This is a genomic window from Idiomarina abyssalis (assembly GCF_019797805.1).
In the GTDB taxonomy this organism is placed as follows: domain Bacteria; phylum Pseudomonadota; class Gammaproteobacteria; order Enterobacterales; family Alteromonadaceae; genus Idiomarina; species Idiomarina abyssalis.
Genome location: NZ_CP081832.1, coordinates 2116243 through 2140957, shown reverse-complemented (window position 1 = coordinate 2140957; position 24715 = coordinate 2116243). Strand labels below are relative to the sequence as shown.

Here is a 24715-nt window from a genome sequence, read left to right as displayed (position 1 = left end):
GGTAATCTGAAGAAATTACCCTGATTAGGAAGTAAAACTGTGAAATTGTTGACCAACTATCTAACTCTTTTATCTTTTCTTCTGTTGGTGTCATTACCCACCAGCGCGCTGGCACAAACCACTGAATCAGAAAGTGAAGAAAAACCTGTTCCTGATCCAACCGAGTTTGTTTCCGAGCATACCGGCTCCTTTAACGGAGAACGCATTGATTATCGGGTTACTGCCGGCGAGACCTACCTGCAAAACGCTGAGGGCGAGCCGACGGCTAGCATTTTCTCTTTTGATTATGTTGCCGAGGATGAAGAAAATCGTCCGGTGACGTTTGTCTGGAACGGCGGCCCGGGTTCGTCTTCAAACTGGCTGCATATGGGCGGTTATGGCCCTAAACGTATTGTTGTGCCAAGTGACGCAGAACATCCGGGCGCTGCGCCTTATACCATTAAAGATGCACCTGAAACCATTCTCGATGTTACCGACATGGTGTTTGTGGATCCGGTTGGCACGGGCTTTTCACGCGCTATTGGTAAGGGTGAAAAAGAAGATTTTTGGGGGCTGACGGAAGACGCAGACTCCATGGCTGCTTTCATTGCTCAGTGGCTAACCGAGAACAACCGCTGGAACTCGCCGGTGTTCTTGTTAGGTGAGAGCTTTGGTACCACCCGAGCCGCTGCCGTTGCTAAGGTACTGCTCGACGACTACGTAATAAACGTTAACGGTATTGTGTTTGTGTCCCAGGCACTTGATTATCAGGGTTCTACCCCGTATGTCGATGACAATATCATTTCCTACATTACTTATATTCCGACCATGGCTGCTACAGCGTGGTATCACGGCAAAGTAGATAACTCGGGTGACTTTGAGGCTTTTATTCAGCAAAGCCGTGAGTTCGCAACACAAGAGCTACTACCTGCGTTGTTTAAAGGGAATTTGCTCAACGAGAAGAAAAGAGCAGAGTTAGTCAGCGAACTGCAACGTTTTACCGGTTTGAGCAAAGAGTATATTGAGCGTGTTGACTTGCGCATTAATGCGTTTCGTTTTGCTAAAGAGTTGCGGCGCGACGAAGGTGTAGCCGTAGGCTTGCTCGATAGCCGTTATACTAAAGATGAACGCGACGATGTTGCCGCAAGCCCACGTGAAGATGCAGCCCGCGCTATTTCACCGGCCTATAAGGCATCGCTGATGAACTACATGCGCAATGAATTAGGAATTGATTGGGGTCGCACTTACTTAAATCCGGCTGACCCGGAGCTTTCCGGCAAATGGCGTTGGAGCCCTAAGCCTGAAGGCCAAACATGGGAACCTCATTACGTGAATACGGCTCCTGATTTAGCCGCGGTTTTGCGCAGTAACCCCGCGTTAAAAGTCATGGTGGGTTCTGGCTATTATGATCTGGTTACCCCGTTTTTTGATGCTGAGTACACACTGAATCGCCACGGTATTGCGAGCGATGACATTATTTACCGCTACTACCACGGCGGCCACATGATGTATGTGCATGAACCGGCGAGAAAGGCGTTACTGGAAGATACCCGACAGTTTATTCAGAGGCAGGCCGGAACAACGGAATAACTACTACGGATTTAATATTAGGGATAATAATGAAAAACACTTTGAAGATACTGGGGATATTGGCGTTTGGTGTGGTTGCCTATTTACTGGGGAAGAACCAGGCGTTTGAAACCGAAAAAACAATTACTTATGACGCCTCCGCTGCTGCTGTGAACACAGATACGCAAACGCAACGTGAAGCTCGCAGAGAACCAACCGCTGAACATGAAAACTCAACACCTAACCCCAGTGATGATTTGGGTGGCGAGAGCCTTGAGTTAACTTCTCAAAGTGAACCAGATAAATCTGTTGAGGAGTTATATCCACATTATTTTGAAAATGACTTTGAATTACTCGCCAGGAAAAGTGATTTATACGTAAGCGCTGTGGAATCACTGACGGCAGAGAACGGTATTAGTACGTGGGGAAAATCGCGCCTTAACTTAATGAAAGATGCGCTCCGTAAGAGATCGAATTTGATGACAAGCAATGAATTGGACTGCCGAATTTCTACCTGTTTGTTGACAGGATACACACGCGATTTAGAGTCTCTAAATAGTACTTTTGAAGAAATCATAGAAACGGAAGAGTGGGGTGTGCATATGAACTACAAAACACTAGATGACGGTAACCTCGTATTCTTTATCGCGTTGTATGACTAGGTTCAATTTCTCTAATGCTTTACACACTGTTGAATAGCTTCAATGAGCAACCGAAGTGCGCAATGGGGTTTTCTTACCTAAAACTGGCTTTTCCAGCAACACAAAAATTTCGTATTTACAGTTTATTTACACTTCTTTATATAATATCTTAACCTTATATTCTTTTCGAGTTACCCGTAAGGCAAGGTTATAGGCCCACCGTGGATAAAATCAGTTCATCACTTATTAGCTTTACATACGCTTCGGTCTCTTTGTTCGTTGCTCTTGGTTTAACAAGCGGAATGTCTGAGGCACAAGAGACTGGCTACTCCGACTGTTCGTATATTGAGTTTGATGACGTAGACCCCAGCACTCTCACACTGCAAGAGCGCATTGCTCTTGAAGAAGCTGCGCTTTTTGCGTCTTTGGATGAGTCTGCCGAGTGTATGGAAGCGGCAACGGCATCGGCCGCCGACAACCTTGCTGAAGCCGCAGCTGGCAGTTCCGGGGGGGGAGGCGCATCGGGTTCAACCGGCTCGAGCGCAGGCGGCGCAACGGGCAGTGAAACACAACAGCAGTCGAGCTCAGCTGTATCGGAAAGCTCCTCAGTGGATACAAAAGACCATAAGCGTGGCAATAGCGGTAGTGGCAGTTCGGCGGTATGCGACGCGGTGAAAGAAGGTATGGCTTCTGCCACAACAGAAGCCGAAAAAGAGCATTTCAAAGGCCTGATGGCCGAATATGGATGTCAATAATTAATGGAAGACAGAACAATGAATACACTAGCTCAACTAAAAAAAATAAAACGATTTTCAGTCGTTATGACACTCTCCGCACTATTTACATTAGCCGGATGCCAGTCAACCCAAACCAATGTCACCAGTGTAGGCCCAAGTATGAGTGGCCCGGGCAGTTCTAAGGCGCTAGGAAAAGAAGAGCGCAGCTACAGCTATAATTCCAATGTTTATCTTAATGTCGCTATTCCGGTTTTTGACCCGGGTTTGCCAAAAGATGAGTACGGAAATATCGACGATGAAGAGTTGGTTGAGGAAGACATTTGGCCACAGGTACGTCGTTTAGAAGCCAATCGTTTTGCCGTTAATACTCGCGAAGCGCTTTCTGACACTAAAGCTTTTGGTGCGGTTAATGTCACCCCCGATGCCAACGTAAGCGCGGATGTTTATGTGCTGGGAAAAATCAATTATTCAGACACTGAAACGGTTGAAATTGGCGTTCGCGTTATGGATGCCAGTAACCAAATTTGGGGCGAGGAAGAGTTTGAGTTTCGCGTGGGTGAGGGTTTCTACCGCGATGCATTAAGAAAGGGTGAGAACCCGTACGGACCTATTTTTAAAAGCATTGCGGGTTATGTTTATGACTTGCTAATGAAAAAGTCCGATGAGGAAAAGAAAACCATTCAGGCGGTTTCAGATATGCGCTACGCCACTATGTACAGCCCTGAGGCCTTTGGAGGCTATTTGGGTGAGTCCAGTAACTTTTTCTCGAACCGTTCGACTATAACTTTGACCGGCGCTCCGGCTGAGTCTGACCCTATGTACCAGCGGGTTAACGTTATTAAGGCGAAAGACGAGCAGTTTATTGACTCGCTACAGGACAGTTACGACACGTTCTACGCAAGCACACACGATGCATATCGTACGTATCAGCAGGAAACTCTTCCGGTTGCTATTGATATACGCCGGAAAAAAGAAGAGCGAACGCGTGCTCAGGTTGGCGCCGGTATTTTAGCAACAGCGGCAATTTTGCTGGGCAAAAACTCCGGCTCTACAGCTGGCCAGGTAGCAAGTGCGGCAGCAGGTTTAGGTGCGGTATACAGCTTAAGCGAAGCAATAAAGACTAACCGCGAGTTAGGCACACAGCGTGCGTTGCTTGATGAAATGGGTCAAAACCTGGACATTAAAGTAACCCCACAAGTTGTTGAGCTGAATGAGCAAAACATTGAGTTAACTGGTACCGCCGGCGAGCAGTACGCTCAGTTACGCGAAAAGCTGAAAGAAATTTATGACCTTGAATCTACACCATTAACTCAGCTTTAATTCACTCAGGGAAGGGTAACAATGTCGTCTGTCGATGAGCAAATAGCGCAAAGCCGGGCTAAAAAGAAGAGAGTTATTGTAACTGGCGTAATTACCTCCGTTTTTGCCTGTTTGCTGATTGGCGTTGTCGTTACCTTACTCGCCTATTTCCCGGTCTCTGGCGGCGACACGCCGGTAGCCGAGGAGAAAGGTGAGTCGCAGGCTAGTTTAGCTAACCATGCAGTAGACAGAAAAGCGCTGCAAACGGCCTTAAATGAGACTAATCAGCGCGTTTCTGAGCTCGTTGCTACTCCGTATTTATCAAAGTGGCAGTCCGCCAAAGTTGAGGGTTTTCAGGCCGACATAGATCAGGCTTTTAATGACTATGGCGCCAGTAATTATAGCCAGGCGCAAACCACTATTGAGCAACTCAATACAGATATTACAAAGTACCAAAGAGCGTTTGAACAGGCTTATAAGCAGGCTTATGAAAATGCAGGACAAGCCTTTGCGGAAGACGATATTGATGAAGCCGCTCAGCTGAACGCTCAGGCGTTAAAGGTAAAAGGCGACTCTAGCGACGCGCTGGCATTGCAGAAACGTATAGACACCTACCATGAAGTCGCTGATTTGTATGAACAGGCCAGAGTGGGCAGTGTAGAAGGTAACATAGAGAAGCAGCGTGCTGCTTATCAACAAATTATAAAGCTTGATCCGCAACAGCAGGATGCAAAGGCCGCCTTAGCGAAAGTGGAACAGCAAATTAAACAACAACGTTTTGCTCGTGCTTTGGCAACGGCGGTGAATGCGATTGATCGCAAGGACTTTGATCGCGCCCAGGAAGCATTAGCCAAAGCTTCGGCGATAGACAACAATCGACCGGAACTGGCAACCCTACAGGCGCAAATTGACGCTGAGTTAAAAAGTCAGGGTATGGAGTCGCTGGAAAAGCGAATTCAGGTATTTGCAGGGGCTGACGAATGGCAAACCGTGCTGATACTGGCGGAAAAGGGGATGGCTGATTACCCGGACAGCCAGGTTGTGCAGCAGGCTAAACAAAGCGCAGGTGAGATATTAGCAGCCAGTAGCGCGCTGGATGTTTATATTGATAGGCCGGATCGTCTGGCCGATAACAACATTCGTCAAAATGCTGTGAATGCGGTTTCGCGCTACAGCGGGCTTACGCAGCTGAGCGCTAAACTGGGTGAAAAAATAAGCCAGGTTGAGCAGCTAATTGAGCAGGAAAATCAACCCATAGACGTAACGGTTCGCTCCGACAACCGAACCTATATAAAAGTATTAGGTGTTGGGGTTGTGGGTGAAGTCAGAGAAAAAACCATTCAGTTAAAACCGGGTAAGTATCAATTTGAAGGCAGTCGCGAAGGATACCGCTCAACCATTGTCGATGTTGTGGTGGAGAAATCAGGCACACCTATTGTTATTAACGTTCAATGTAACGAACGCGTTTAGCATCATTTAGCGAAAAATAATAAAAGAACAGGAGAGACTTCGTGAACTCACTTGACGAAGCCATTGAAAAAGGACGACGCAAACGACGGTTAATGGCTATTGGCTTCTCGGTCGGTATTCTTGCACTGCTGGTTATTTATTTTGGCTGGCTGTTTTTAACCAAAGGTTACAGTTTTACGGTAAAACCGGCAGAAGCCGTTCAAACTCAGCGCTTTGCTGTTCATTCTGGTGTTGGCTTTTTCATCGACAACAAATATTACGCGGTAGGCTCTGGTGGCCTTGTAGCCGTGTCGGCCGACAAGTACCAAACCAAAGAAGTGCAGGTAAACGACAACAGCCCTTCAACCATTGAAGTTGAGTTAGAGCCGAAGCCAGCAAAAGTGACGATAACAACAGAGCCGGGCGCAGATAATATTGTCTGGTCAGTTAACGGTGAGCAGCGAGAAACGGCTTCTACCTTTGAGGGTGAATTTGCTCCGGGAGCTTATACGGTGTCGGCCTCGCATCCGGCTTACGAGCCGGCTTCAGTGGCTATTGAAGCGCTAATAGACGGTAAAGTTGAAGAACAAATTCGGTTAACTCCTATTAGTGGCACTATCTCTATTAATTCCAGCCCGGCTGGCGCTGCGGTTACCCTTGACGGCAAAGAGGTTGGGTCAACACCGGTAACCGTTGCTAAAGTGGGTGGCGACTACCCTGTAGTGGTGAATTATCCGGGGTATGAGCCGGTCACGGACACCGTGTCTTTAAACGTGCGCAACAAAGAACCGAAGCGTAACTACCGTCTTCAGCCCGTTCAGGCAACGGTCAATGTCTCAGTGAGTCCGAAAGGCGGTGCGTTGCTGGTCAACGGAGCGCCGGCAAAAAATCCAATTAGTGTTGATGCCAATAAAGAGCACGTTATTCGTTACGAAAAAGCTGGTTATATTAAGCAAAGCCAGACCGTTAAATTAGGGCCAGCGGAAAATCAGCAGCTGAGCTTCAGGTTGACGCCAGAAATGGGCGATGTGGCCTTTGCTGCAAACGAGCCAAGTGAAGTATACATTAATGGGCAGAAGCAGGGCGTAACGCCTTTTCGTGCCAGGCTACAGACGTTGCCTTCACAAGTTGAATTCCGAAAAAACGGGTACCGTACCGTGAAACAGGAATTTCAGCCAAGCAGCGAGCGAACTTTGAACGTAAAAGCAGAAATGCTGCGCGAGTTTGATGCCAGAAGAAAAGAAGGCAAGCCTTTGTTTGTCAGTACTCTGGGTATTGAAATGAGCCGCCTGTCACCGAAAAAGTTTACTATGGGGTCACCGGTTAATGAACCTAGCCGTGGGCGTAATGAGCATCAGGTGAAAGTGGATTTCTCACGGGACGTATGGATATCGCGCCATGAAATTACCGAGGCGCAGTTCGCCGCGTTTAAAGGCTCTGGTGGTAAAACCAAAATGCCGGTTACGAATGTGTCCTGGGACGAGGCTGCGTTATTTACCAACTGGCTGAGTGAACAGGAAGGCCTGCAGCCTTTTTATAAAGTCAACAATGGTAAAGTGGTGGGAACCGATGCGAGCTCGCGAGGTTACCGCTTGCCGACCGAAGCCGAATGGGAATACATTGCCAAAATTAATCGCAGAGCTGACTCTACTACTTACGTGTGGGGCAGCCAGGAACACCTGCGTGACAAGCAGGGCAACTTTGCCGATGAGTCTGCAAAAGGTCAGCAAACTTTCATTTTACGTGGTTACAATGACGGTTTTGCCGGTAAAGCACCTGTTGGCAGCTTTAAAGCAGAACGTGGCGGCTTTTTTGATTTAGACGGTAACGTCAAAGAGTGGGTGCACGATAGCTACACTTTAAACCCTCCAGACCTTGACCGGGTGTATACCGACTACCTGGGCGCGTTGCGTGGTAATGGCCATGTGGTAAAAGGCGCGTCATACAAAGTCGGACGGTTGAAAAATATTCGTGCCAGCGTTCGCGACGGTGAAAGTGCTTCGGCCGAGGATATCGGTTTTAGAATAGCCCGGTATCATGAGTGATGAGGAGAAACATCATGAAAAAACGCGTGATTTTGGGCGTCATACTGCTGGCTCTGGCCGGCAGCGCGACGGCTTATTTTGTGTCTTTGGATGCACCACAAGATTTCCCCACCAACATTTAACGCCCGGAATGCATAATGTCTAAAAATAATACGCTTTCAATGAGCCCTAACTTTTTTGTCAGTGGTGGTGTGCTACTGGCCATTTTTACCCTTGTACATTTGCTGTATGCAGGACTTATTCGCCCGGCGGCCGAAGTGGCAATGGCAGAGCAAGGAACCGAAGCTCTAACTGCATTTTCGGTTATCTTCAAAGATGTTGAACAGCAGGTGTGTATTTCGCTCATGTTGTTCTGCTTATTCCTTATGCTGTATAAGCTGTGGCGGTTAATTGACGAAGAAGAAATTTATTCGCGCGACTTACTGGAAAGCTACGACAAGTCTGAAGCGCTGGACGTTGATGCAGCATTAAATGACTTAGAAAGCTCGGCTTATAAAGAAACTCCCGCATACAGCACCTGGATTAACTGTATTCGTCGTTTTAAAAACACCAAAAACGTTCAGCACGCCGCTGACACTATTGAGTCGTCGGTAGACAATATTGCCATTCAGTTAGAAAGCGGCAACAACATGATCCGCTACATTATCTGGGCTATTCCGTCTATTGGCTTCGTGGGTACGGTGCGCGGTATTGGCTCGGCGCTGGCGCAGGCCGACAAAGCACTGGATGGTGACATTGCCGGTATGACTGCATCGCTGGGTGTGGCTTTTAACTCAACGTTGGTGGCGCTGTTCATTTCTTTGATTCTGATGTTGTTTATGCACTTGCTGAACAGCCGTCAGGACAAGATGGTGATCCGCACGCAAGAGTCCTGCGAGAAGCATTTGCTGTCTCATTTACACAGTTAATTGAGCGACTCAGATGCGACGAACACGCCAGGCTGGCGACGGCTTTAATCTATCTTTTCTGGATGTCATGGCATGCGGGCTGGGCGCCGTTATCCTTATTTTCATTCTGGTAGACTTTAAAGCCTTTACGCCCGAGTCCTCGGAAGAAAAGGAAAAGCTCGAACAGGAATTGGCGGCCTCAATGGACGAGCAGCAGCGCCTGAAAAAATCCATTGACGAAATCAATGACAAAATTGCGCTGGAGTCGGCTAAGCAGGAAGACTCTAAAGAAGCGAAAAACGACACCACACAAGATCAAACTAAAGCTTTGCAGGACTTGTCGACTCAGTTGGCTGTTGTTGCCGACCTGGAAAACCAGTTAGCGGCTTTGTCCAAAGAAGTTGAGAAGTCAGCCAACGTTGAGCTTTCGGGTACGGGTGAGCAGAACTTTATTACCGGCATGAAGGTGGAAGGCGAACAAATAGGCATTCTGGTGGATAAAAGCGCCTCCATGATGGGCGACAACTTAATCGACGTGCTGAGCAAGCTGGCTTTAAGCGATGGCGACAAAGTGTCTACCGCTAAGTGGATAAGAACCCGCCGGGTTGCTCAGTGGTTGCTGGCACGTCTACCGCAAACCTCAAAAGTGAGTGTGGTGACGTTTTCCAATACGGCGAACCGTTTAGGGCAACGGAACGTTAGCACTGCCTCAGTCAGCGGCTCTATGAACTCTATTGTGAAGGACTTAGGCGCGGTTGTGCCAGAGGGCGGAACCAACCTTCAGCTGGGTATTAGCACGTTATTTGAGACGAACCCGGATATTACTGACGTATACATTGTAACGGATGGGCTGCCAACATTGGGAGACGGCCTGCCGCTTTCCTGTCGTAATTTTATTTCGACGAAAAAATCTATTTCCTCAGACTGCCGTCAGGCATTGATGGTTGAGACCATAAAACGTGCGCCTAAAGGTATTCGCTACAATATTATCCTTTTGCCAATAGAAGGCGACCCTTACGCTTCACCGCTTTACTGGAACTGGTCGCGGGTAAGTGGTGGCACCTTCTTATCACCAGCTCCGGAGTGGCCATAATGAGAAAAATTCAGCGTGCGCCAATTGAGGTTTTTAACCTCTCATTCCTGGATATTATTTCTTGCGCTTTTGGTGCAGTTATTATGCTGGTACTGCTGGCGAAAAATGGTACAGAAGACACAGAACGCGGACCGGCTAACCTCAGTACCTTAGTTTCTGAAGTGCTTCAGGCCCAGCAGTCGGTTGAAGAATTAAAAGGTGCTTTGTCGGACAAACAAGACGAACTGTCTGCCGCCGAACAGAAAACGGCTTCAGTGACCGAGCAGGAAAGAAATTTAGAAAGCTCTATTCCGCGGGCGCAGAAAACCTTACGGCAACTGCAGAATAAAGCGTCCTCGTTACGAGCCGAAATACGGCAAGCCACTGCAATGCTAAACACTCCTAACAGCACGGATACGCCGGACGATGACGTCGGTGGTATTCCTACCGATGCGGAGTACGTGGTGTTTGTGATTGATAACTCAGGATCGATGTCCGGAGGCAACGGCTGGAACCGCGTCATTAGTGTGGTCAATGACATTATTGAAAGCCACCCTAAAATGAAAGGGTTCCAAATTATGGCCGCTGATGGCGATTTTATGTTCAGCAGTAAAGCTGGTGACTGGTTGCCAGATACCAAAAGCTTCAGGCAAACGGCTATGCAGCAAATGCCAAACTTCACCGGCGGTAAAAGTGCGCCTGAGCTGGGTATTCTGAAAGCCATTAACCTTTATAAAAAAACCAAGGGCACAACCAGCATTTATGTTTTTGGTGATGATTATCGGGTAAATAATCTGGATGCGATAGTTCGGCAGATCACCAGTCAAAATCAGGGCGCTGACGGCAAGCCTGTAATGCGCATTCATGGTATCGGCTTTAGCCGCGCAAGTGGTAACGCAGAAACTTTTGCTGCCTTTATGCAGGCAGTGGCTAAACGTAACCGTGGTGCTTTCGTCGGGCTGAACTTTTAAGGTTTAAATTAAAGGTCACTCGCCAGAAAAACCTGATCACGGCCCGACTGCTTACCTCGATACAACGCTTTATCGGCGCGGTTGAAGAGCTTGGTCCAGTTATCTCCGGACTGCACTTCTGCCACGCCTAATGTCACTGTCACAAAAATATCGTCGCCATTTTTCGAGAATTTATGTGCTGAAATTGTCGTGCGTAGCTTCTCTGCTACTGCAGCGGCGTCAGCCTGGTCAGTTTCCGGAAGCAAGGCTGCAAATTCTTCGCCGCCAATTCGGGCAGCGGTGTCGTGAGAGCGAATAGCATTTTCAAGGAGCGATGCAATTTTTATGATCACTTCGTCACCAAAGGGGTGTCCGTAAGAGTCGTTGCAGTTTTTAAAGTGGTCGATATCAAGAATGATAAGGCTTAAAGGGCGACCGTTTCGCTTTGCGCGTGACAGCTCTTTGTCCACTTGCTCTGTAAAATAGCCCCGGTTGTATATTCCGGTCATTCTGTCGGTGGATGACTTTTTCAAAAGCTCCAGTTCTAATGTTTTTTGCTCTGTAATGTCTCTGAAGGTACCAATTAGCGTGTAGCCATCGTCTTGCAGCTCAGCGAATTCCTCAACCCAAATATAATGCCCGTCGGCATGTTGCATACGGTGCTGAATTTGAAGTTTATTGTTGTCAGGGGTGAGTCTTTCTAGCGATTTAACATCTTCCAGGTCGTCCGGGTGAACTAAACTGTTAAAGCGCTCTATCGAGGTGTTGGAATCCGTTTTATCTAACCCAAGCAATTCCCTAACCATTGTAGAGCGAATTAATTCGCGGGATTTCAAATTCGCCTGCCAATGACCAACACGACCGACTTGCTGAGCACGTTTCAGCTCGTCATTTGTCCGCTTTAGCTCAAGTTCCAGAGACTTTTTATCAGTATTATCAATAAAAAGGCCGTTCCAGATAAGGTTCTCTTCTACTTGTTTGTCCGGCACGGCCCTGCCCGATATCCAAATTACTTTCCGCTCAACCATAACCCGGAACTCAAACTGCCATGGGGTGAGCTTGTTGCTGGCATCCTCCAGGCTTTCAATAAGAGGCTCCCGGTCATCTGGGTGTACTTTGTTAAAAAAGGCTTCGGCAGAGTCGGTTAATTCGCTGGGTGATATATCAAACAGTTTTTTTGAGTGAGCACTAATTAGCGGAAACGAAATGTCAGAGCGACTAACAAACCGTAATTGATACAAGACGCCGGGAAGAATGTAGCTCAATTGACGGAGTTGCTCCCGGGTTTTTACTAAGTCTTCAATAACTGTAATGGTGCCGACGAACTGGTCTGCGTGGTGTGTCGATGAAGAATGCTTTCTGATTAGGTCTTCGACCCAGAGGTAGCCTTCGGTTTTGTGTTTAAACCGATATTGACGTCGTAGTAATCCTTTAAAGTCGGCCTGTTGCCAACGGGAGAACTGGTCATTAGCAATGTTTATATCATCGGGGTGTACATTGCCATACCACCAATCTTCCAGGTTGTTTATAGTCGCCCTGGGATAGCCCAAAGACCGTTCAACGTCGTTAGAAATAAACGCGGTTTTAGGGCCCCCATTGTCTGATGACATGGGTGTTCTAAAAACGATGGACGGGATGTCGTCAACAATAGCCTGAAACTCATCAATGGCATCGAGCGGGTCAGTTCCGGCAATAAGACTGTTTTGAATCAAATGCTTACTCTGCTACTTAAGATCGTTCTGAAAATTGTACAATTTACAAACAACGATCTTATCCCTTGCCGGAACTTTTGTACACTATGCCAGAAGGAGTAGTCTACTTTGCTCTGGCGGTGTGTAGCTTCTTATAGCTCTCTATAAGGCGCAAGTGTCTGTCCAGACCTTCCAGTTGCATATTGGTCGGTTCCAAACCGTGGAAGCGCGCAGTGCCTTTAACAGAGCCTATAACCGCTTCAATGGTTTTTTCGCCGTACATGCGGCCTAAGTTGTAGCGGTAGTCATCCAGCTCCAGTTCTTCGTCCAGAGTAATTTCAAGCACCGCTTCAACAGCGCGATAAAACAACGTACGCTCAACGGTGTTGTCGTTGAACTGCAGGAACATTTCCACATATTCGAAAGCGTCGTCATGGCGTTGCAGTGCAAGGTAGATAAGCAGTTTCAATTCAAGAATGGTGAGTTGACCCCAAACCGTGTTTTCGTCAAACTCAATACCAATCAGGGTGATAATATCCATGTAGTTATCAAGCTGACTGTCTTCTAAGCGCTCAACTAAGTCTTCTAGCTGATCGTCGGTTAAGCGGTGCAGGTTGAGAATGTCTTCACGGTATTGCAAAGCTATATTGGTGTTGTCCCAAATGAGGTCTTCTACGGGGTAGACTTCCGAATAGCCCGGGACCAGAATACGACACACCGGCGCGCCAAGGTCTTCATGCACGGCTACGTAAGCTTCTTTGCCCATGTCCTGCAAAATACCAAACAGAGTATCGGCTTCTTCCTGGTTAGAGCCGCTAAAGTCCCATTCAACGAATTCAATGTCGGACTTGGCGCTAAAGAAACGCCAGGACACAACGCCCGACGAATCAATAAAGTGCTCAACAAAGTTGTTTGGTTCGGTCACAGCCATGGAGTTAAAGGTTGGTGCCGGGAGGTCGTTTAAACCTTCAAAGCTTCGGCCTTGCAATAACTCGGTCAGGCTGCGCTCCAGCGCCACTTCAAAGCTTGGGTGCGCACCAAAAGAAGCAAAAACACCGCCGGTGCGTGGGTTCATTAAGGTAACACAGGCAACCGGGAACTGACCGCCCAACGATGCGTCTTTAACCAATACCGGGTAGCCTTGTTCTTCTAAGGCTTTTATCCCTTCCTGAATATTCGGGTACTTGTTAAGTACCTCTAGCGGTACGTCCGGCAGGGCAATTTCTTCTTCAATAATTTGCTTTTTAACGGCGCGCTCAAAAATTTCTGATAAGCACTGAACCTGTGCTTCGGGCAGAGTGTTACCCGCACTCATACCGTTACTTAAATACAGGTTTTCAATTAAGTTCGACGGAAAATAGACCGTCTTGCCGTCGGAATGACGCACAAACGGCAAGGACACAATACCGCGGTCAGCCCGACCCGAGTTAGTATCAATTAAGTGTGAACCTCGCAGCTCGCCTTCCGGGTCATAAAATTCACGACAGTATTCGTCCAGAATTTCGGTGGGAAGCTCGTCGTTCACGCCGGGTTTAAACCATTTTTCGTTGGGGTAGTGTACGAATTCGGCGTTTGCTATTTCTTCGCCAAAGTATTGGTCGTTATAAAAGAAGTTACAGCTTAAACGCTCAATAAACTCGCCCAGAGCAGAGCATAAGGCACTTTCTTTGGTGGCGCCTTTGCCATTGGTAAAGCACATAGGAGAGGCGGCATCGCGAATATGCAGCGACCAGACATGCGGGACAATATTACGCCAGGAAGATATTTCTATCTTCATGCCTAAGTCCGCCAGTATGGCGGTCATATTGGCAATGGTTTGTTCCAGCGGTAAGTCTTTGCCTTCAATAAAGGTTCTGCTGTCGCTGTCAGGGCGTATGGTCAGTAACGCCTGAGCGTCTTGAGTAATGCTTTCAACCGCTTCAACGTCGAATTCCAGATCATTTTCTATAACGCGCTTAACGGCACAACGCTCAGCTGCCCGAATAATGGCTTTGCGGTCTTTCTCGGAAACATCGGCCGGTAATTCAACCTGAATTTTGAACAACTGCTTGTAGCGGTCTTCCGGGTCGACAACGTTGTTTTGTGAAATGCGGATATTCTCGGTTGGAATATCGCGGGCGTCGCAATACAGACGAATGAAGTGCGCCGCGCACATAACGGAAGACGCCAGAAAGTAGTCAAAAGGGCCGGGGGCGGAACCGTCGCCTTTGTATCGAATGGGCTGATCCGAAATAACCGTGAAGTCATCGAATTTTGCCTCAAGGCGCATATTGTCGAGAAAGTTTACATTGATTTCCATGGGAAAATTAACCGCTGAACGAAGGTATTTTAAATATGAGCGTATTATGCCTGCTTTCAGTGTTGGCGTCTTGGGTGAATGCTTTAAATTGAATATTTATTGACCGGCTAAAGCTTTGTTGCTTTGCTTACGATATAAAGTAATAGAACTGTCACAGGAACAAAAATCTATGGGCTGGTTTAATAATTTAACCGTTCGTTACAAGCTGCTATTACCCATCGTATTGTTAGCTTTGGTTCTCATTGCGATCACGGCTGTGAGTATGACTAACTTCAAATCGGTGGCGGGCAGTGTTGACAAAATTTCAGCCGAGCATTTACCGGGCCTTAATTTTTTGCTGCAAGCGGACAGAGATTTACACCAGGCCCAAGTGGCGGAGCGCACACTGCTGTCTGTAGAGCCGGGTAGCTCGCAACAGCAAAAGCTCATTGATACTCACAATGAAAATATTGAACAAGCACAGCAGCGGGTCGATAAGTTTCTGAAGCTTACCTCAAGCGATACTGAGCGCAGGATGGTGGCCGACTATAAACAAAAGAGTGAGGTCTGGATTGCAACAGCCGCAGAAGTTATCGCATTGCATGCTAGCGGTAACCTTGATGCCGCGGTGGGTTTAAGTCAGCAACAAAGCGGCCCCCAGTTCGAGACAATGCGCAGTGTCCTCGATCAGTTGGAACAGCGGCAAGAAGAGGCGGCACTTGCTCAGACAGAGTTAATTGATTCAACCATTGCACAAAGTAACTGGACACAAAGCGCAGTGCTTATTATTGGTTTAGCGGTTTGTGTGCTTTTAGCATTGTTTTTCCCTCCACTGATTTCTAAGCCACTGAATTTATTATTGGAGCGTTTCCGTGATATGGCCAAAGGTGAGGGAGATTTAACCGCACGAATTCACTTACAACGGACGGATGAACTAGGAAAAGTTGCCGATGCGTTTAATGAATTTATTGAGAAGTTGCAGCGAACCATTCAGAAAGTGAGCAGTATGGCTGAACAAGTGGCAACTTCGTCTGAGCAGCTTTCCAGTATTTCTGAGCAGTCTAACCAGAGCATTAAACAGCAACATCAGGCGGTCGAGCAGGTTGCGACTGCTATACATGAAATGTCGGCAACGGTGGATGAAATTGCCAAAAATGCCAATGAAGCTGCACAATCAGCGCAAGAAGCGGATACTCATACGAGAAGTGGTCGCAAGGCTGTAGGTGAAACTGTTGATGCTATTCAGGCATTAGCTAATCAGGTTCATCAAATTACTCAGGTAATTGATAAAGTAGCTGACGACAGCAACAATATTAACAGAGTAATTGAAGTTATCGGCAGTATTGCAGAACAAACCAATTTACTGGCACTTAACGCAGCGATTGAGTCTGCTAGAGCCGGTGAACATGGTCGGGGCTTCTCTGTGGTTGCGGATGAAGTGCGTACTTTGGCAAGTCGTACTCAACAATCGACCCAAGAGATTCAGGATATGATTGAACGTTTGCAGAGTGCAACAAGTGAAGCCGTGAGTTCTATGAACGCGGGCCGTGAAAGTGCCGATGCTACGGTGGATAAAGCTCAGCGAGCTGATAGTGCGCTTAAAGGAATTACTGACGCGGTGACTGAAATCAATGATATGAACAATCATATCGCCACCGCAGCAGATGAACAAAGCTCAGTAACTGAAGATATTAACAAGAATGTCAGCACCATAACCGATATTGCAGAGCAATCGGCGCAAAGTTCGGCTCAAGTTAGAGAGTCGAGCGATGATTTGGCCAAGCTTTCAATGTCACTGCAAAGAGAGCTTCAGCAATTTAAAATTCATTGATCATTATCCGCGTAGCCGCTGCCAATAGCACTGAAAGGTAATTTTAGGCCAAGCTCAGGAACTTGTATGGCTATCCAGGCCGGAAAGGTATTGCTGTTAGGCCCCGGTAGCACTTCGTATTGGTCCGCCCAGGGGTAACGGGAGGCTGCTTCCTCAATGCGCGAGATCATGCCGGCGGCCTGAGCTCCCGATACCGAGAGTATTTTTTCGGGTTCAGCGCCATACCAGTAGCGGTCAGGGGTTGCTGTCTGATAAACGCGCAGTGCCGGACGTCCATGCTCCACACCCCAGCCTACAACTTCGTATACGGTATACTCACTGGCATTTTCTGGCTTCACTGCCAGCCAGGTATGAACGGCAAACCAGCCACGCCAGCCAAAGGCATCGGCGGCATAGGCTTCTATGACGGCTTGTTTCTCAATCTCAGGGTCAGGCGCGATACCCGCGGGCTCTCTGGACGCATCTCGCCAGTCGCCTGAGGAACATCCAAAAAGAAGGAGGGCAGTCAATGCTGCCGTTACTATCCTGACCATATTGCTATACCTGCTTAAAAAAGACCTGTTACTTCTACTGGAAAACTAACACAAAGGTTCACACTCGCCTATTGCGGGCATAACTTTTGCTGTCGGTTTTCAATCTATGTATAATTTCAACATAATAATTACAACTCACCTCTATAAATGAAAGGACTACTATGAATAAGAAAGGACTCCTTGGCGGCGTCGCTATTGTCGTTGTCGCTGCTGCTTTAATTGGCCCCCGCTTTGCCGGCTCCCAAGTTGAAGACACATTGAAACAGCACGTCGAGGCATTAAATAATGTGCCTGCCTATACAGCGCAAGTTGTGTCATTTGACAGAGGCTGGTTTGGCTCAACCGCAACCGTCGAGCTGGGCGTTGATTTCAGCGGTGCGTTCCCCGAAGCAGAACAATCTGAAGAGCTTTCTTTTGAGGTGGTTATTGATGTTCAGCATGGCCCTGTGCTTACTCAGTTTTCTCCGGGGCTTGGTCTGGCGTCACTTGAAGCCAGCTCTAAAGACAAAGGCTTACGTGAGTTTCTGGACTGGGAAGATGAAACGCCTTTTTATCATATGGTTGGCTCTGTCGGCTTTTCCGGCAACTTTAGCTACAGCGACTCCATTTCTTCGTTTACCTTAGCGCCAAATGACGCGCGACAGCAGATTTCAGTGTCCCGCTATGAAGGCATTGGCGAGGTTTCGTCAGACAGCTTCAGCTATGAGGGCGTATTAGACGGTGCTGAAGTGCTTATGGAAGTTCAGGCTGTCAGCGTTGGTGAGATGAAAGTCCGTACGGAAGCTAAAGGCGATTTGCTCAGTATTATGCAGGGTGGACTTTATGAAAGCGAAATGTCGATGCAGCTTGAAAAGGTTACCGCGCGCTCGCCTGATGATGTTGATTTTTTCAATGTAGAAGAGCTTGATGTCGAGGCTATCAGTGCATTTAGCGATAATCAAAAACACATGAATGTGGATATGAACTATTCGATGAAATCATTTATGTTTGGCGACACTCACCTTGATAATCTTGTTGTAAACATGGCATTTAATAATCTCGATGCCGAGTTTTTGCGGGCCTACAACCAGACTATGCAAACTATTTATGACCAGGGGCCTGACGAAATGGAGGCAGCAACTGAGAAGTTGGTAAAAGACAGTTTACCGCAACTACTGAAGGCAGAGCCTGAGTTTGTTGTTAGTGAGTTTAGCGGTCAAATGGAACCGGGAAATTTTGAAGGCGACTTATCAGCTAAATTGGTTGGTGTGGCTCAGGTACCTGATAATTTGGATGATATTCGGTTCTGGCTTTCTAGTTTGATTGCCGATGCGTCGCTGACTGTTGATAAACCTCTATTAAAGTGGCTTGCTGAACAACAACTGTTATCAACTATGCGTATGCAGTATCCGGGTGCTGATGAGGCCGAGATGCAGAAAATGGCTGAGCAACAGGCGCCAATGATGATCAACATGTATTTACAGCAGGGCTTACTGACGGAAACTGAAGACGATTACCGCAGTGAGTTCCAAATGGAAGGCGGTGAGGCTATGCTCAATGGTCAAAAAGTTCCGTTAGGAAATATGATGTAAACCAAAGCCGTTCTGAAAAAGCCTCAACGCAGTGAGTTTCGTTGAGGCTTTTTGGTTTTAGGTGACGGTATTACGTTGTTGCCAGCGCGGATCCAGATGTTCATTTTCTGCTAACACTTGTCGCAACTGTTCGGCGGCCTGCCAAATGTCCTCGAAGCTGTTATACAGTGGGGTGAACCCAAAACGAATGTAGTTAGGTGCACGGAAGTCAGCAACAACGCCTCGTTGAATTAAAGCCTGGCAGAGACCGTAAGCATGCTCGTAGTGATAAGACAGTTGGCTGCCTCGTTCGCTTCGTTGCTCTGGAAAAATAGGCTGCAGTACGTCATCAAGGTCATGAGTCTTTAATAACTGATGAAACACATCGGACAGTTGTAGCGACTTTTCTCTTAGCTTTTCTAAGCTAACGCCTTTAAAAACATCCAGCGCGGCGTCCACGGCTGACATAGCCAGAACCGAAGGTGTTCCGGTAAGCATCTGCTGTATACCCGCAGCCGGTTCGTATTCCGGTGAAAAGTCGAAGGGCCTGGCGTGACCAAACCAGCCGCTTAAGGGTTGGCTCATGTTTTTGTGGTGCCGTTTTGCTGCATAGATAAAAGCGGGGGCACCGGGCCCTCCGTTCAGGTATTTGTAGGTGCAGCCGACCGCAAAATCCACTTGCCAGTCATCCAAATGAACGGGCATAGCACCGGCACTGTGTGCTAAATCGAGAATTACCAGAGCGCCGTTTTCGTGCGCATTGGCGACCAACTGCTTTGCGTTAATACGTCGGCCGGTCCGAAAGTTCACTTCGGTTGCCAGCACCAGAGCGGTTTTGCTATTTATGTGCTGTTCAAGCTCGCTTTCGTCAACGAGCTTCAATTGGCAGCGATGCTGCCCTAAAAACTGAGCAACACCCTGAACCATATATAAGTCGGTAGGGAAGTTGTCTTTTGTCGACAGCACAACTGTGCGCTCCGGGTCCTGCGTCTGAACGATGGTCAGCGCAGCGGTGAGTGCTTTGAATAAATTGACCGATATTGAGTCGCAGCAAATGGTTTGCTCTGGTTCGGCCCCTATTAAATGCGCAATTTTTTCACCGACGGTTTGCGGCAAGTTCACCCAGTTATGGTCGTTCCAGCTATTGATAAGATCTTGTGACCATTGTTTTTGTATAACGTTCTGCAAGCGAGTTTCTGTTGCTTTGGTCATTACTCCTAAAGAATTGCCGTCCAAATAGACTTTATTCTCAGGTAACTGAAATTGTTCGCGGTGCTTTGCGAAAGGGTCAATGATGTCAAGTTCTTGTATGTCGGTAAGGTTCATGGATTAAGCTCGTTGTTCAGGCGTTTAATAATGGCTTTCCATGCGCTTGAGTGTGGGTGTATCAGGTCAAAATGGCCGACACCTTCCAGTATCTCTGTTTCTACGTCAATATTGTGAGTTTGGCTCAGTGGCACAATACGGTCGGCATCTCCCTGAATTAACCAGGTATTATCGCGCAGTTTTTGGGTTCTTGGACTGGCTTTCTGGTAATCACTGGTATTTTCGTAGGCGGTTTTCATTAAGTTTAAAGCCGCGCGGTTACAACTACCATCGGTTTGTGTGTAACTGACCATGTCGGTAATGGCAGCAAGGCCAATCACAACGTTAATGTTAGGCGATGCAGGAGTGTCATTTGCAGTGGCCAGAAATGCAAGGTGCCCGCCTGCAGAGTGCCCCATAACAGCGCTGGGTCGGCCATTAAGCTTGTCGCCAATAAAGTCGATAGCGGCTTCTACGTCGTTTAAGCTCGCTGGCCAGTCACCGCCTTCTTGGCCTAAACGACGATACTCTATTGACCACACATTAAAGCCTGCGTTTCTTAATGCATTGCTGGCGGGGTTGGTGTGAGTAATGTCGTAGTCTTTTAGCCAGCAGCCACCGTGAATAAAAATAACGTTAGCGGCTGAGTCTGAATGTTCGCGCGTGCTCCAGAACTGGATAAACTGTGAAGTCTGGTCTCCGTAAGAGTAAGCTTTTGTCGGGCCCTCACTGTTAAGGGCGAGCACCTCATTAAAGGTAACTTGTTTAAGCGGCTCTTCGTTGTCTGCACTGACATTAGAAGTGCCGAAAATGAAGAGCAGCAACAAGCTTTTCGATAACAAGGAGAACGCTTTCACAACGATACCACCACTGTATTTTCGGGTTACAAATGAGGTGAAAGACCATACAAGCATTTTTGATCTGACTCAATAAATACTTGATTGATTACTACAGATCTCACTCCGGCTTATTTTGAGTCAGCCCTAGTTGCTGCACGGCTGTGCGCACATCCTGACCGGATGTTTCCTGAAATACTTGCAAATCAAATTGCGGCAGTATGGCAAACAAGTGATCAAAAATATCAGACTGTATGCCTTCGTAGGTTTCCCATGCTGTGTCATTGCTAAAGCAATAGATTTCAATAGGTAAGCCCTGAGGGCCAGGGTTCAGCTGCCTTACCATTAATGTCAGCCCTTTATGCACGTCAGGTCTGTTACTAAGGTACTGTTTCACATAGGCGCGAAAGGTACCAATATTTGTCACCTGTCGGCCATTAATTGGATCAGCTCCGGTTTGCTCAAGGCTAGAGTTCCACTCTGAAATATCTTTCTCTTTTTGCTCCAGATAGTCGCTAAGCAAGGAGAAACGCTTAAGCTTTTTCTTCTGCTCGTCGGACAAAAAATGAATGCTGTTCTGGTCAATATACAAGGCGCGCTTTATACGGCGTCCGCCGCTTTCCTGCATACCGCGCCAGTTTTTAAAAGACTCAGAGATAAGGCGTTTGGTCGGGATGTTAGTGATGGTTTTATCCCAGTTCTGAACCCGTACGGTATGAAGTGCGATATCAATGACATCGCCATCGGCGTTGAGCTGTGGCATTTCTATCCAGTCGCCAACCCGAATCATGTCGTTAGAGGAAAGCTGAATACTGGCAACCAGTGACAGTATCGTGTCCTGAAACACCAACATAGCAACGGCACCCATGGCACCAATACCGGAAAGCAGTATCACCGGCGAGCGGTCGAGTAATGACGCTATGATGAGAATGGACGCGACAACGTAGACCACAATTTTCGCTATTTGCAGATAACCTTTAATGGGCTTTTCATGCGCGTCGGGCTGACGGTTGTATATTTCATTAACGCTGGTCATGGCAGCGCTGAATGAACGCGCCAGAGTCAGTATTAAGTAAGCAATACTGATGTTACGTATGACTGTGGTAACGGTTTCAGGTAGGTCGGGTACCAGATAAATACCGGCGGACAATACCAAAGCAGGAACAACCTGAGCCAGACGGTGTACAATAACCCGAATGCCAACGCCTGGGTCACTGCCTAACTCTGTTTGTGACAGTAGTCGCGAAACACCACGTAATAAAACTTGCTGAGTGATGAGCTGGGATATCCAAACGGCAACTGCCAGAATAACACAGGCACTAATGGTATAAGCCCAGGGTTGGGAAGCCGCCCAGTCATGAAACCACTGAGGGTAATCCAGTTCCATCATAGTTTTTGTTCCACCGCTGCTTTTAAGTCCTTTCTAAAGCCTAAAATGAATACAACTTCTGCCACCACAAATAAGGGACCAATTGCTAAACCCATAATGTCATCAACAAAAGCGGGCTTTCTGCCCTCAAAATAATGGCCAATGAATTGGAAGATCCAGCCGACTACGAATAGGCCAATGCCCCAACTAAGCCACAACATTGTTGGTAAAGCTGCAATGTCCCGGCCAATGGCTAAAGACAGCCATAGCAGCACGGTCATGAGTAGCCCAAGCTTAATATCAAGCCGAATATAAAAAATAACAGCGGCTAAAACAACCAGACTGGCCGGGGTGATCAACAGATAATCCAAAGGTAGTGCAGGTCGAGACAAGAGACTAATGATACCAACGACAATCATAGGAATGCCGACAATGTGGGTCGCCACATTCTTACGATTACGATGATAAGCCGCATACTGCGCTAAGTGATCAACGATGTTTTTCATAGGTTTTGCCAGTTGGTGCCTAAATAGAAGGTTAGATTGCTACGCGTGGGGCTTGATGTCAATGAAGTAAGCGCCTTTGCCATACCTAACTTTCTATTGCTCAGCCGTTAACTTACCGCTAACCTAAAGCCTTTATTTTTATTAGGTATTAAATAGGGGAAGTTCGGTGGCGTTTGATTACGGTTCGATTGATCTGGGGTTAAAGAACCCGTTTAAAACCGAAGGATTGGTGACGAGTGTTCGCGGTGTGGTGCAATCGCTGTTTGGCATTTATTTACTGGTAGCAGGTGCAGGGGCCGTGAAGCCTGATGCAATTACAGGTTGGGTATTAGCTATCTTCGGGCTGCTATTGCTGGCTGGCGGTATTAAAGTGCTGAGTGGCGGTATTATGGCTATGCTGCGCTACTTTGTTGGTCGTAACCATCCAACATCATTGGCACGTAATTTTAGTAAGTCTGAGCGCAGTACAGCGCAGGAAGAGTCGCGTTACGTTGCTTATAACGATCAGGCATTGGAAGAAATGCTGATGGGTCGTAAGAACAGTACCTTTATAGAGCCAAAAGGCTTGTTGGCGCGCATTGCTCACACGGTATTTCCCAAGTTGCTGTTTATGCCTTACCCCATTCGAAACATGGCGCAGCGTTTGTTAGGTGCGTGGGTGCGTACTCTGACTGCAATGGTTGCCTTTGGTTTTGCTGCCTTTGTTTCTCTGGCTGGGTTTGCCGGTGACGCTGGTGTACTTGCGTTCCCGGTTTATACTGTATTGTTAACGCTGTATATCATGCATGTATGGAAGTCTGCAGGCCAGGCTATATCGCGCGGAGCAGAGCAGTCTATTGATTCAATGGGCAGTGGCGACTTGGTTAAAACTATAGCCTTTGCGCTGCTTCTACCGGTTGTTGTAGGTCTGGTTGTTGGGTGGTGGATGAACGCCGCAAATTTAACCGCGGCTGCAATTGAGCAACAGTTTGCGGCGTTACCAAACTTTCATGCCGGTTGGTATCTATTGAGCATTTTTGTCGGTGCTATTGTTTGTACGTTAGTAACCGTGGTGCTGTTGAAAAAACGCTTAGCCGATGCGAACCCGGTTTCCGAAGTTTCAGAGCTACGCGAAAACTGGCAGGAGTCAGTACACCCTAAAGAAATCTTTATTAATTTGGATAATCTGGTAATGGCGAACCGCCGTTACCGCGAAGTACCTAACCGAGTCTACCGTGAGCTTGATCCTAACTTGCAGGAACAAGTAGACGGTAAAGGCGCGTTCAGCGGTGAGATGATTCAGGAAGTGCAGCCACGAGTTAAACCTATGGGGTTGGGCGCTTTATTTGAAAAATCCCGCTTGGTGAGTTTGTTGTTGGGTAACAGCCTGTTTATTGTTGGTGCGCTTTTCACTTTCTTTTTAGCTTATGCCACGGTGGATGTGGTGAAACTGCTGGATAGCATGAACTACCGGTTATCAGAGAACACGCCTTACGCTGACTTAATGGCTCTGGCTGGTGTTGCCATGACGGCTATTCATTTCTTGCTTATCGGTTATGTGTTACGTGCCTTTGCGCGGTTAGCGGCAAATATTGCGCATCTGTTCTATGCTGAAATTCAGTTTGAATCAATGCTTATCTACTTTAAGTGCGAAGGTACTTTCACCGAGTCTAAAATATCAACTGGTGCGGGTATTCACGACAGTACCCGTTCAGAAAACACCTTAGTACGCAGCAGTATCACTCCCTGGGTTATTGTCTCTCGTATTGTGTCGACAACTTTTGCGGCCACAGGAATGAAAAACCTCGAACACCCTCGACACATTCTGGAAATGCATAAATCGGACGATGAAATGGCCTCGATTCGCAACGATGTCATCGACTTCCTTAAAGATCGTGAGTCTATTGCTTCTATTACCAGCAACAGAGACTTAGGTAATGCCTCCCAGATACATCAGCTAAATGAGCAGACACGCGCAATTCCTGCAAGTCAGGAAAAGTTGCAGCAAAACAAACCGCAGGCTTCGGACGAAGAAGCGGCGGGTTATTTGCGACAGCAAGAAGAACTTGACTCAAACGACGAAACTGAAAAGGAGCGTTGATTCTAATCAATTAAATGGTCAGGCGAGTTAGCGCTCGCCTGGCTTTGCTACCAAGGTCGTAGTGCACCGCCATAAAGTTTCATAGAAACTGTTCGATAAATATACATG

General features: G+C 47.4%; 19 protein-coding genes. 12 read left to right on the top strand and 7 right to left on the bottom strand.

Features of this window, described 5'->3' with window-relative positions; genetic code table 11:
• The first annotated feature begins 39 nt into the window (after positions 1 to 39).
• From K5X84_RS10320 to K5X84_RS10280, 9 genes are all read left to right on the top strand, one after another.
• Positions 40 to 1569 (top strand): S10 family peptidase, encoded by a 1530-nt coding sequence (locus tag K5X84_RS10320; protein WP_244994782.1) that lies wholly within the window; start codon positions 40 to 42, stop codon positions 1567 to 1569.
• A 29-nt stretch (positions 1570 to 1598) separates the two neighbouring features.
• Entirely contained in the window at positions 1599 to 2210 is a 612-nt protein-coding gene (locus K5X84_RS10315) for a hypothetical protein (RefSeq protein ID WP_222235793.1), read from the top strand.
• A 200-nt stretch (positions 2211 to 2410) separates the two neighbouring features.
• Entirely contained in the window at positions 2411 to 2944 is a 534-nt protein-coding gene (locus K5X84_RS10310) for a hypothetical protein (protein ID WP_222235792.1), read from the top strand.
• A gap of 18 nt (positions 2945 to 2962) precedes the next feature.
• Complete coding sequence (locus tag K5X84_RS10305; RefSeq protein ID WP_054489534.1) at positions 2963 to 4246, top strand: hypothetical protein; 1284 nt, start codon at positions 2963 to 2965, stop codon at positions 4244 to 4246.
• A gap of 21 nt (positions 4247 to 4267) precedes the next feature.
• Positions 4268 to 5695, top strand: a complete 1428-nt coding sequence (locus K5X84_RS10300) for a tetratricopeptide repeat protein (RefSeq protein ID WP_222235791.1) — start codon at positions 4268 to 4270, stop codon at positions 5693 to 5695.
• A 41-nt stretch (positions 5696 to 5736) separates the two neighbouring features.
• Positions 5737 to 7719 (top strand): SUMF1/EgtB/PvdO family nonheme iron enzyme, encoded by a 1983-nt coding sequence (locus tag K5X84_RS10295; protein WP_222235790.1) that lies wholly within the window; start codon positions 5737 to 5739, stop codon positions 7717 to 7719.
• Between the two features lie 137 nt (positions 7720 to 7856).
• On the top strand, positions 7857 to 8627 hold the full coding sequence (locus tag K5X84_RS10290; protein ID WP_054489528.1) for a MotA/TolQ/ExbB proton channel family protein: 771 nt from the start codon (positions 7857 to 7859) through the stop codon (positions 8625 to 8627).
• 13 nt (positions 8628 to 8640) lie between these two features.
• Positions 8641 to 9699, top strand: coding sequence for a VWA domain-containing protein (locus K5X84_RS10285; RefSeq protein ID WP_222235789.1), 1059 nt, complete (start codon positions 8641 to 8643; stop codon positions 9697 to 9699).
• Complete coding sequence (locus K5X84_RS10280; RefSeq protein ID WP_222235788.1) at positions 9699 to 10649, top strand: vWA domain-containing protein; 951 nt, start codon at positions 9699 to 9701, stop codon at positions 10647 to 10649. Before K5X84_RS10285 ends, K5X84_RS10280 begins: the two co-directional genes overlap by 1 nt.
• Positions 10650 to 10657: 8 nt before the next feature.
• Here the strand turns inward: K5X84_RS10280 and K5X84_RS10275 are convergent, their stop codons facing one another.
• Both K5X84_RS10275 and K5X84_RS10270 read right to left on the bottom strand, forming a co-directional pair.
• Positions 10658 to 12340 (bottom strand): GGDEF domain-containing protein, encoded by a 1683-nt coding sequence (locus tag K5X84_RS10275; protein WP_222235787.1) that lies wholly within the window; start codon positions 12338 to 12340, stop codon positions 10658 to 10660.
• A 103-nt stretch (positions 12341 to 12443) separates the two neighbouring features.
• Positions 12444 to 14618 (bottom strand): OsmC domain/YcaO domain-containing protein, encoded by a 2175-nt coding sequence (locus K5X84_RS10270; protein ID WP_222235786.1) that lies wholly within the window; start codon positions 14616 to 14618, stop codon positions 12444 to 12446.
• 169 nt (positions 14619 to 14787) lie between these two features.
• Between K5X84_RS10270 and K5X84_RS10265 the strand changes: the two genes are divergently transcribed.
• On the top strand, positions 14788 to 16428 hold the full coding sequence (locus K5X84_RS10265; RefSeq protein WP_222235785.1) for a methyl-accepting chemotaxis protein: 1641 nt from the start codon (positions 14788 to 14790) through the stop codon (positions 16426 to 16428).
• Here K5X84_RS10265 and K5X84_RS10260 read toward each other — a convergent pair.
• On the bottom strand, positions 16422 to 16961 hold the full coding sequence (locus tag K5X84_RS10260) for a DUF3750 domain-containing protein (protein WP_222235784.1): 540 nt from the start codon (positions 16959 to 16961) through the stop codon (positions 16422 to 16424). The genes K5X84_RS10265 and K5X84_RS10260 overlap by 7 nt on opposite strands.
• A gap of 161 nt (positions 16962 to 17122) precedes the next feature.
• Between K5X84_RS10260 and K5X84_RS10255 the strand changes: the two genes are divergently transcribed.
• On the top strand, positions 17123 to 18532 hold the full coding sequence (locus K5X84_RS10255) for a YdgA family protein (RefSeq protein WP_222235783.1): 1410 nt from the start codon (positions 17123 to 17125) through the stop codon (positions 18530 to 18532).
• A gap of 57 nt (positions 18533 to 18589) precedes the next feature.
• Here K5X84_RS10255 and kynU read toward each other — a convergent pair whose 3' ends face one another.
• From kynU to K5X84_RS10235, 4 genes are read right to left on the bottom strand one after another with little or no spacing between them, the layout of a single operon-like run.
• A complete protein-coding gene (kynU, locus tag K5X84_RS10250) occupies positions 18590 to 19837 on the bottom strand; it encodes a kynureninase (protein ID WP_222235782.1) in 1248 nt (415 codons plus the stop codon).
• Positions 19834 to 20730: an alpha/beta hydrolase gene (locus K5X84_RS10245; RefSeq protein ID WP_222235781.1), complete on the bottom strand. Its 897-nt coding sequence runs from the start codon at positions 20728 to 20730 to the stop codon at positions 19834 to 19836. Before K5X84_RS10245 ends, kynU begins: the two co-directional genes overlap by 4 nt.
• A 43-nt stretch (positions 20731 to 20773) precedes the next feature.
• Complete coding sequence (locus tag K5X84_RS10240) at positions 20774 to 22042, bottom strand: mechanosensitive ion channel family protein (RefSeq protein ID WP_222235780.1); 1269 nt, start codon at positions 22040 to 22042, stop codon at positions 20774 to 20776.
• Positions 22039 to 22527, bottom strand: coding sequence for an Mpo1 family 2-hydroxy fatty acid dioxygenase (locus tag K5X84_RS10235; RefSeq protein WP_222235779.1), 489 nt, complete (start codon positions 22525 to 22527; stop codon positions 22039 to 22041). Before K5X84_RS10235 ends, K5X84_RS10240 begins: the two co-directional genes overlap by 4 nt.
• 166 nt (positions 22528 to 22693) lie before the next feature.
• Between K5X84_RS10235 and K5X84_RS10230 the strand changes: the two genes are divergently transcribed.
• A complete protein-coding gene (locus K5X84_RS10230; RefSeq protein WP_222235778.1) occupies positions 22694 to 24607 on the top strand; it encodes a hypothetical protein in 1914 nt (637 codons plus the stop codon).
• Positions 24608 to 24715: the final 108 nt, after the last annotated feature.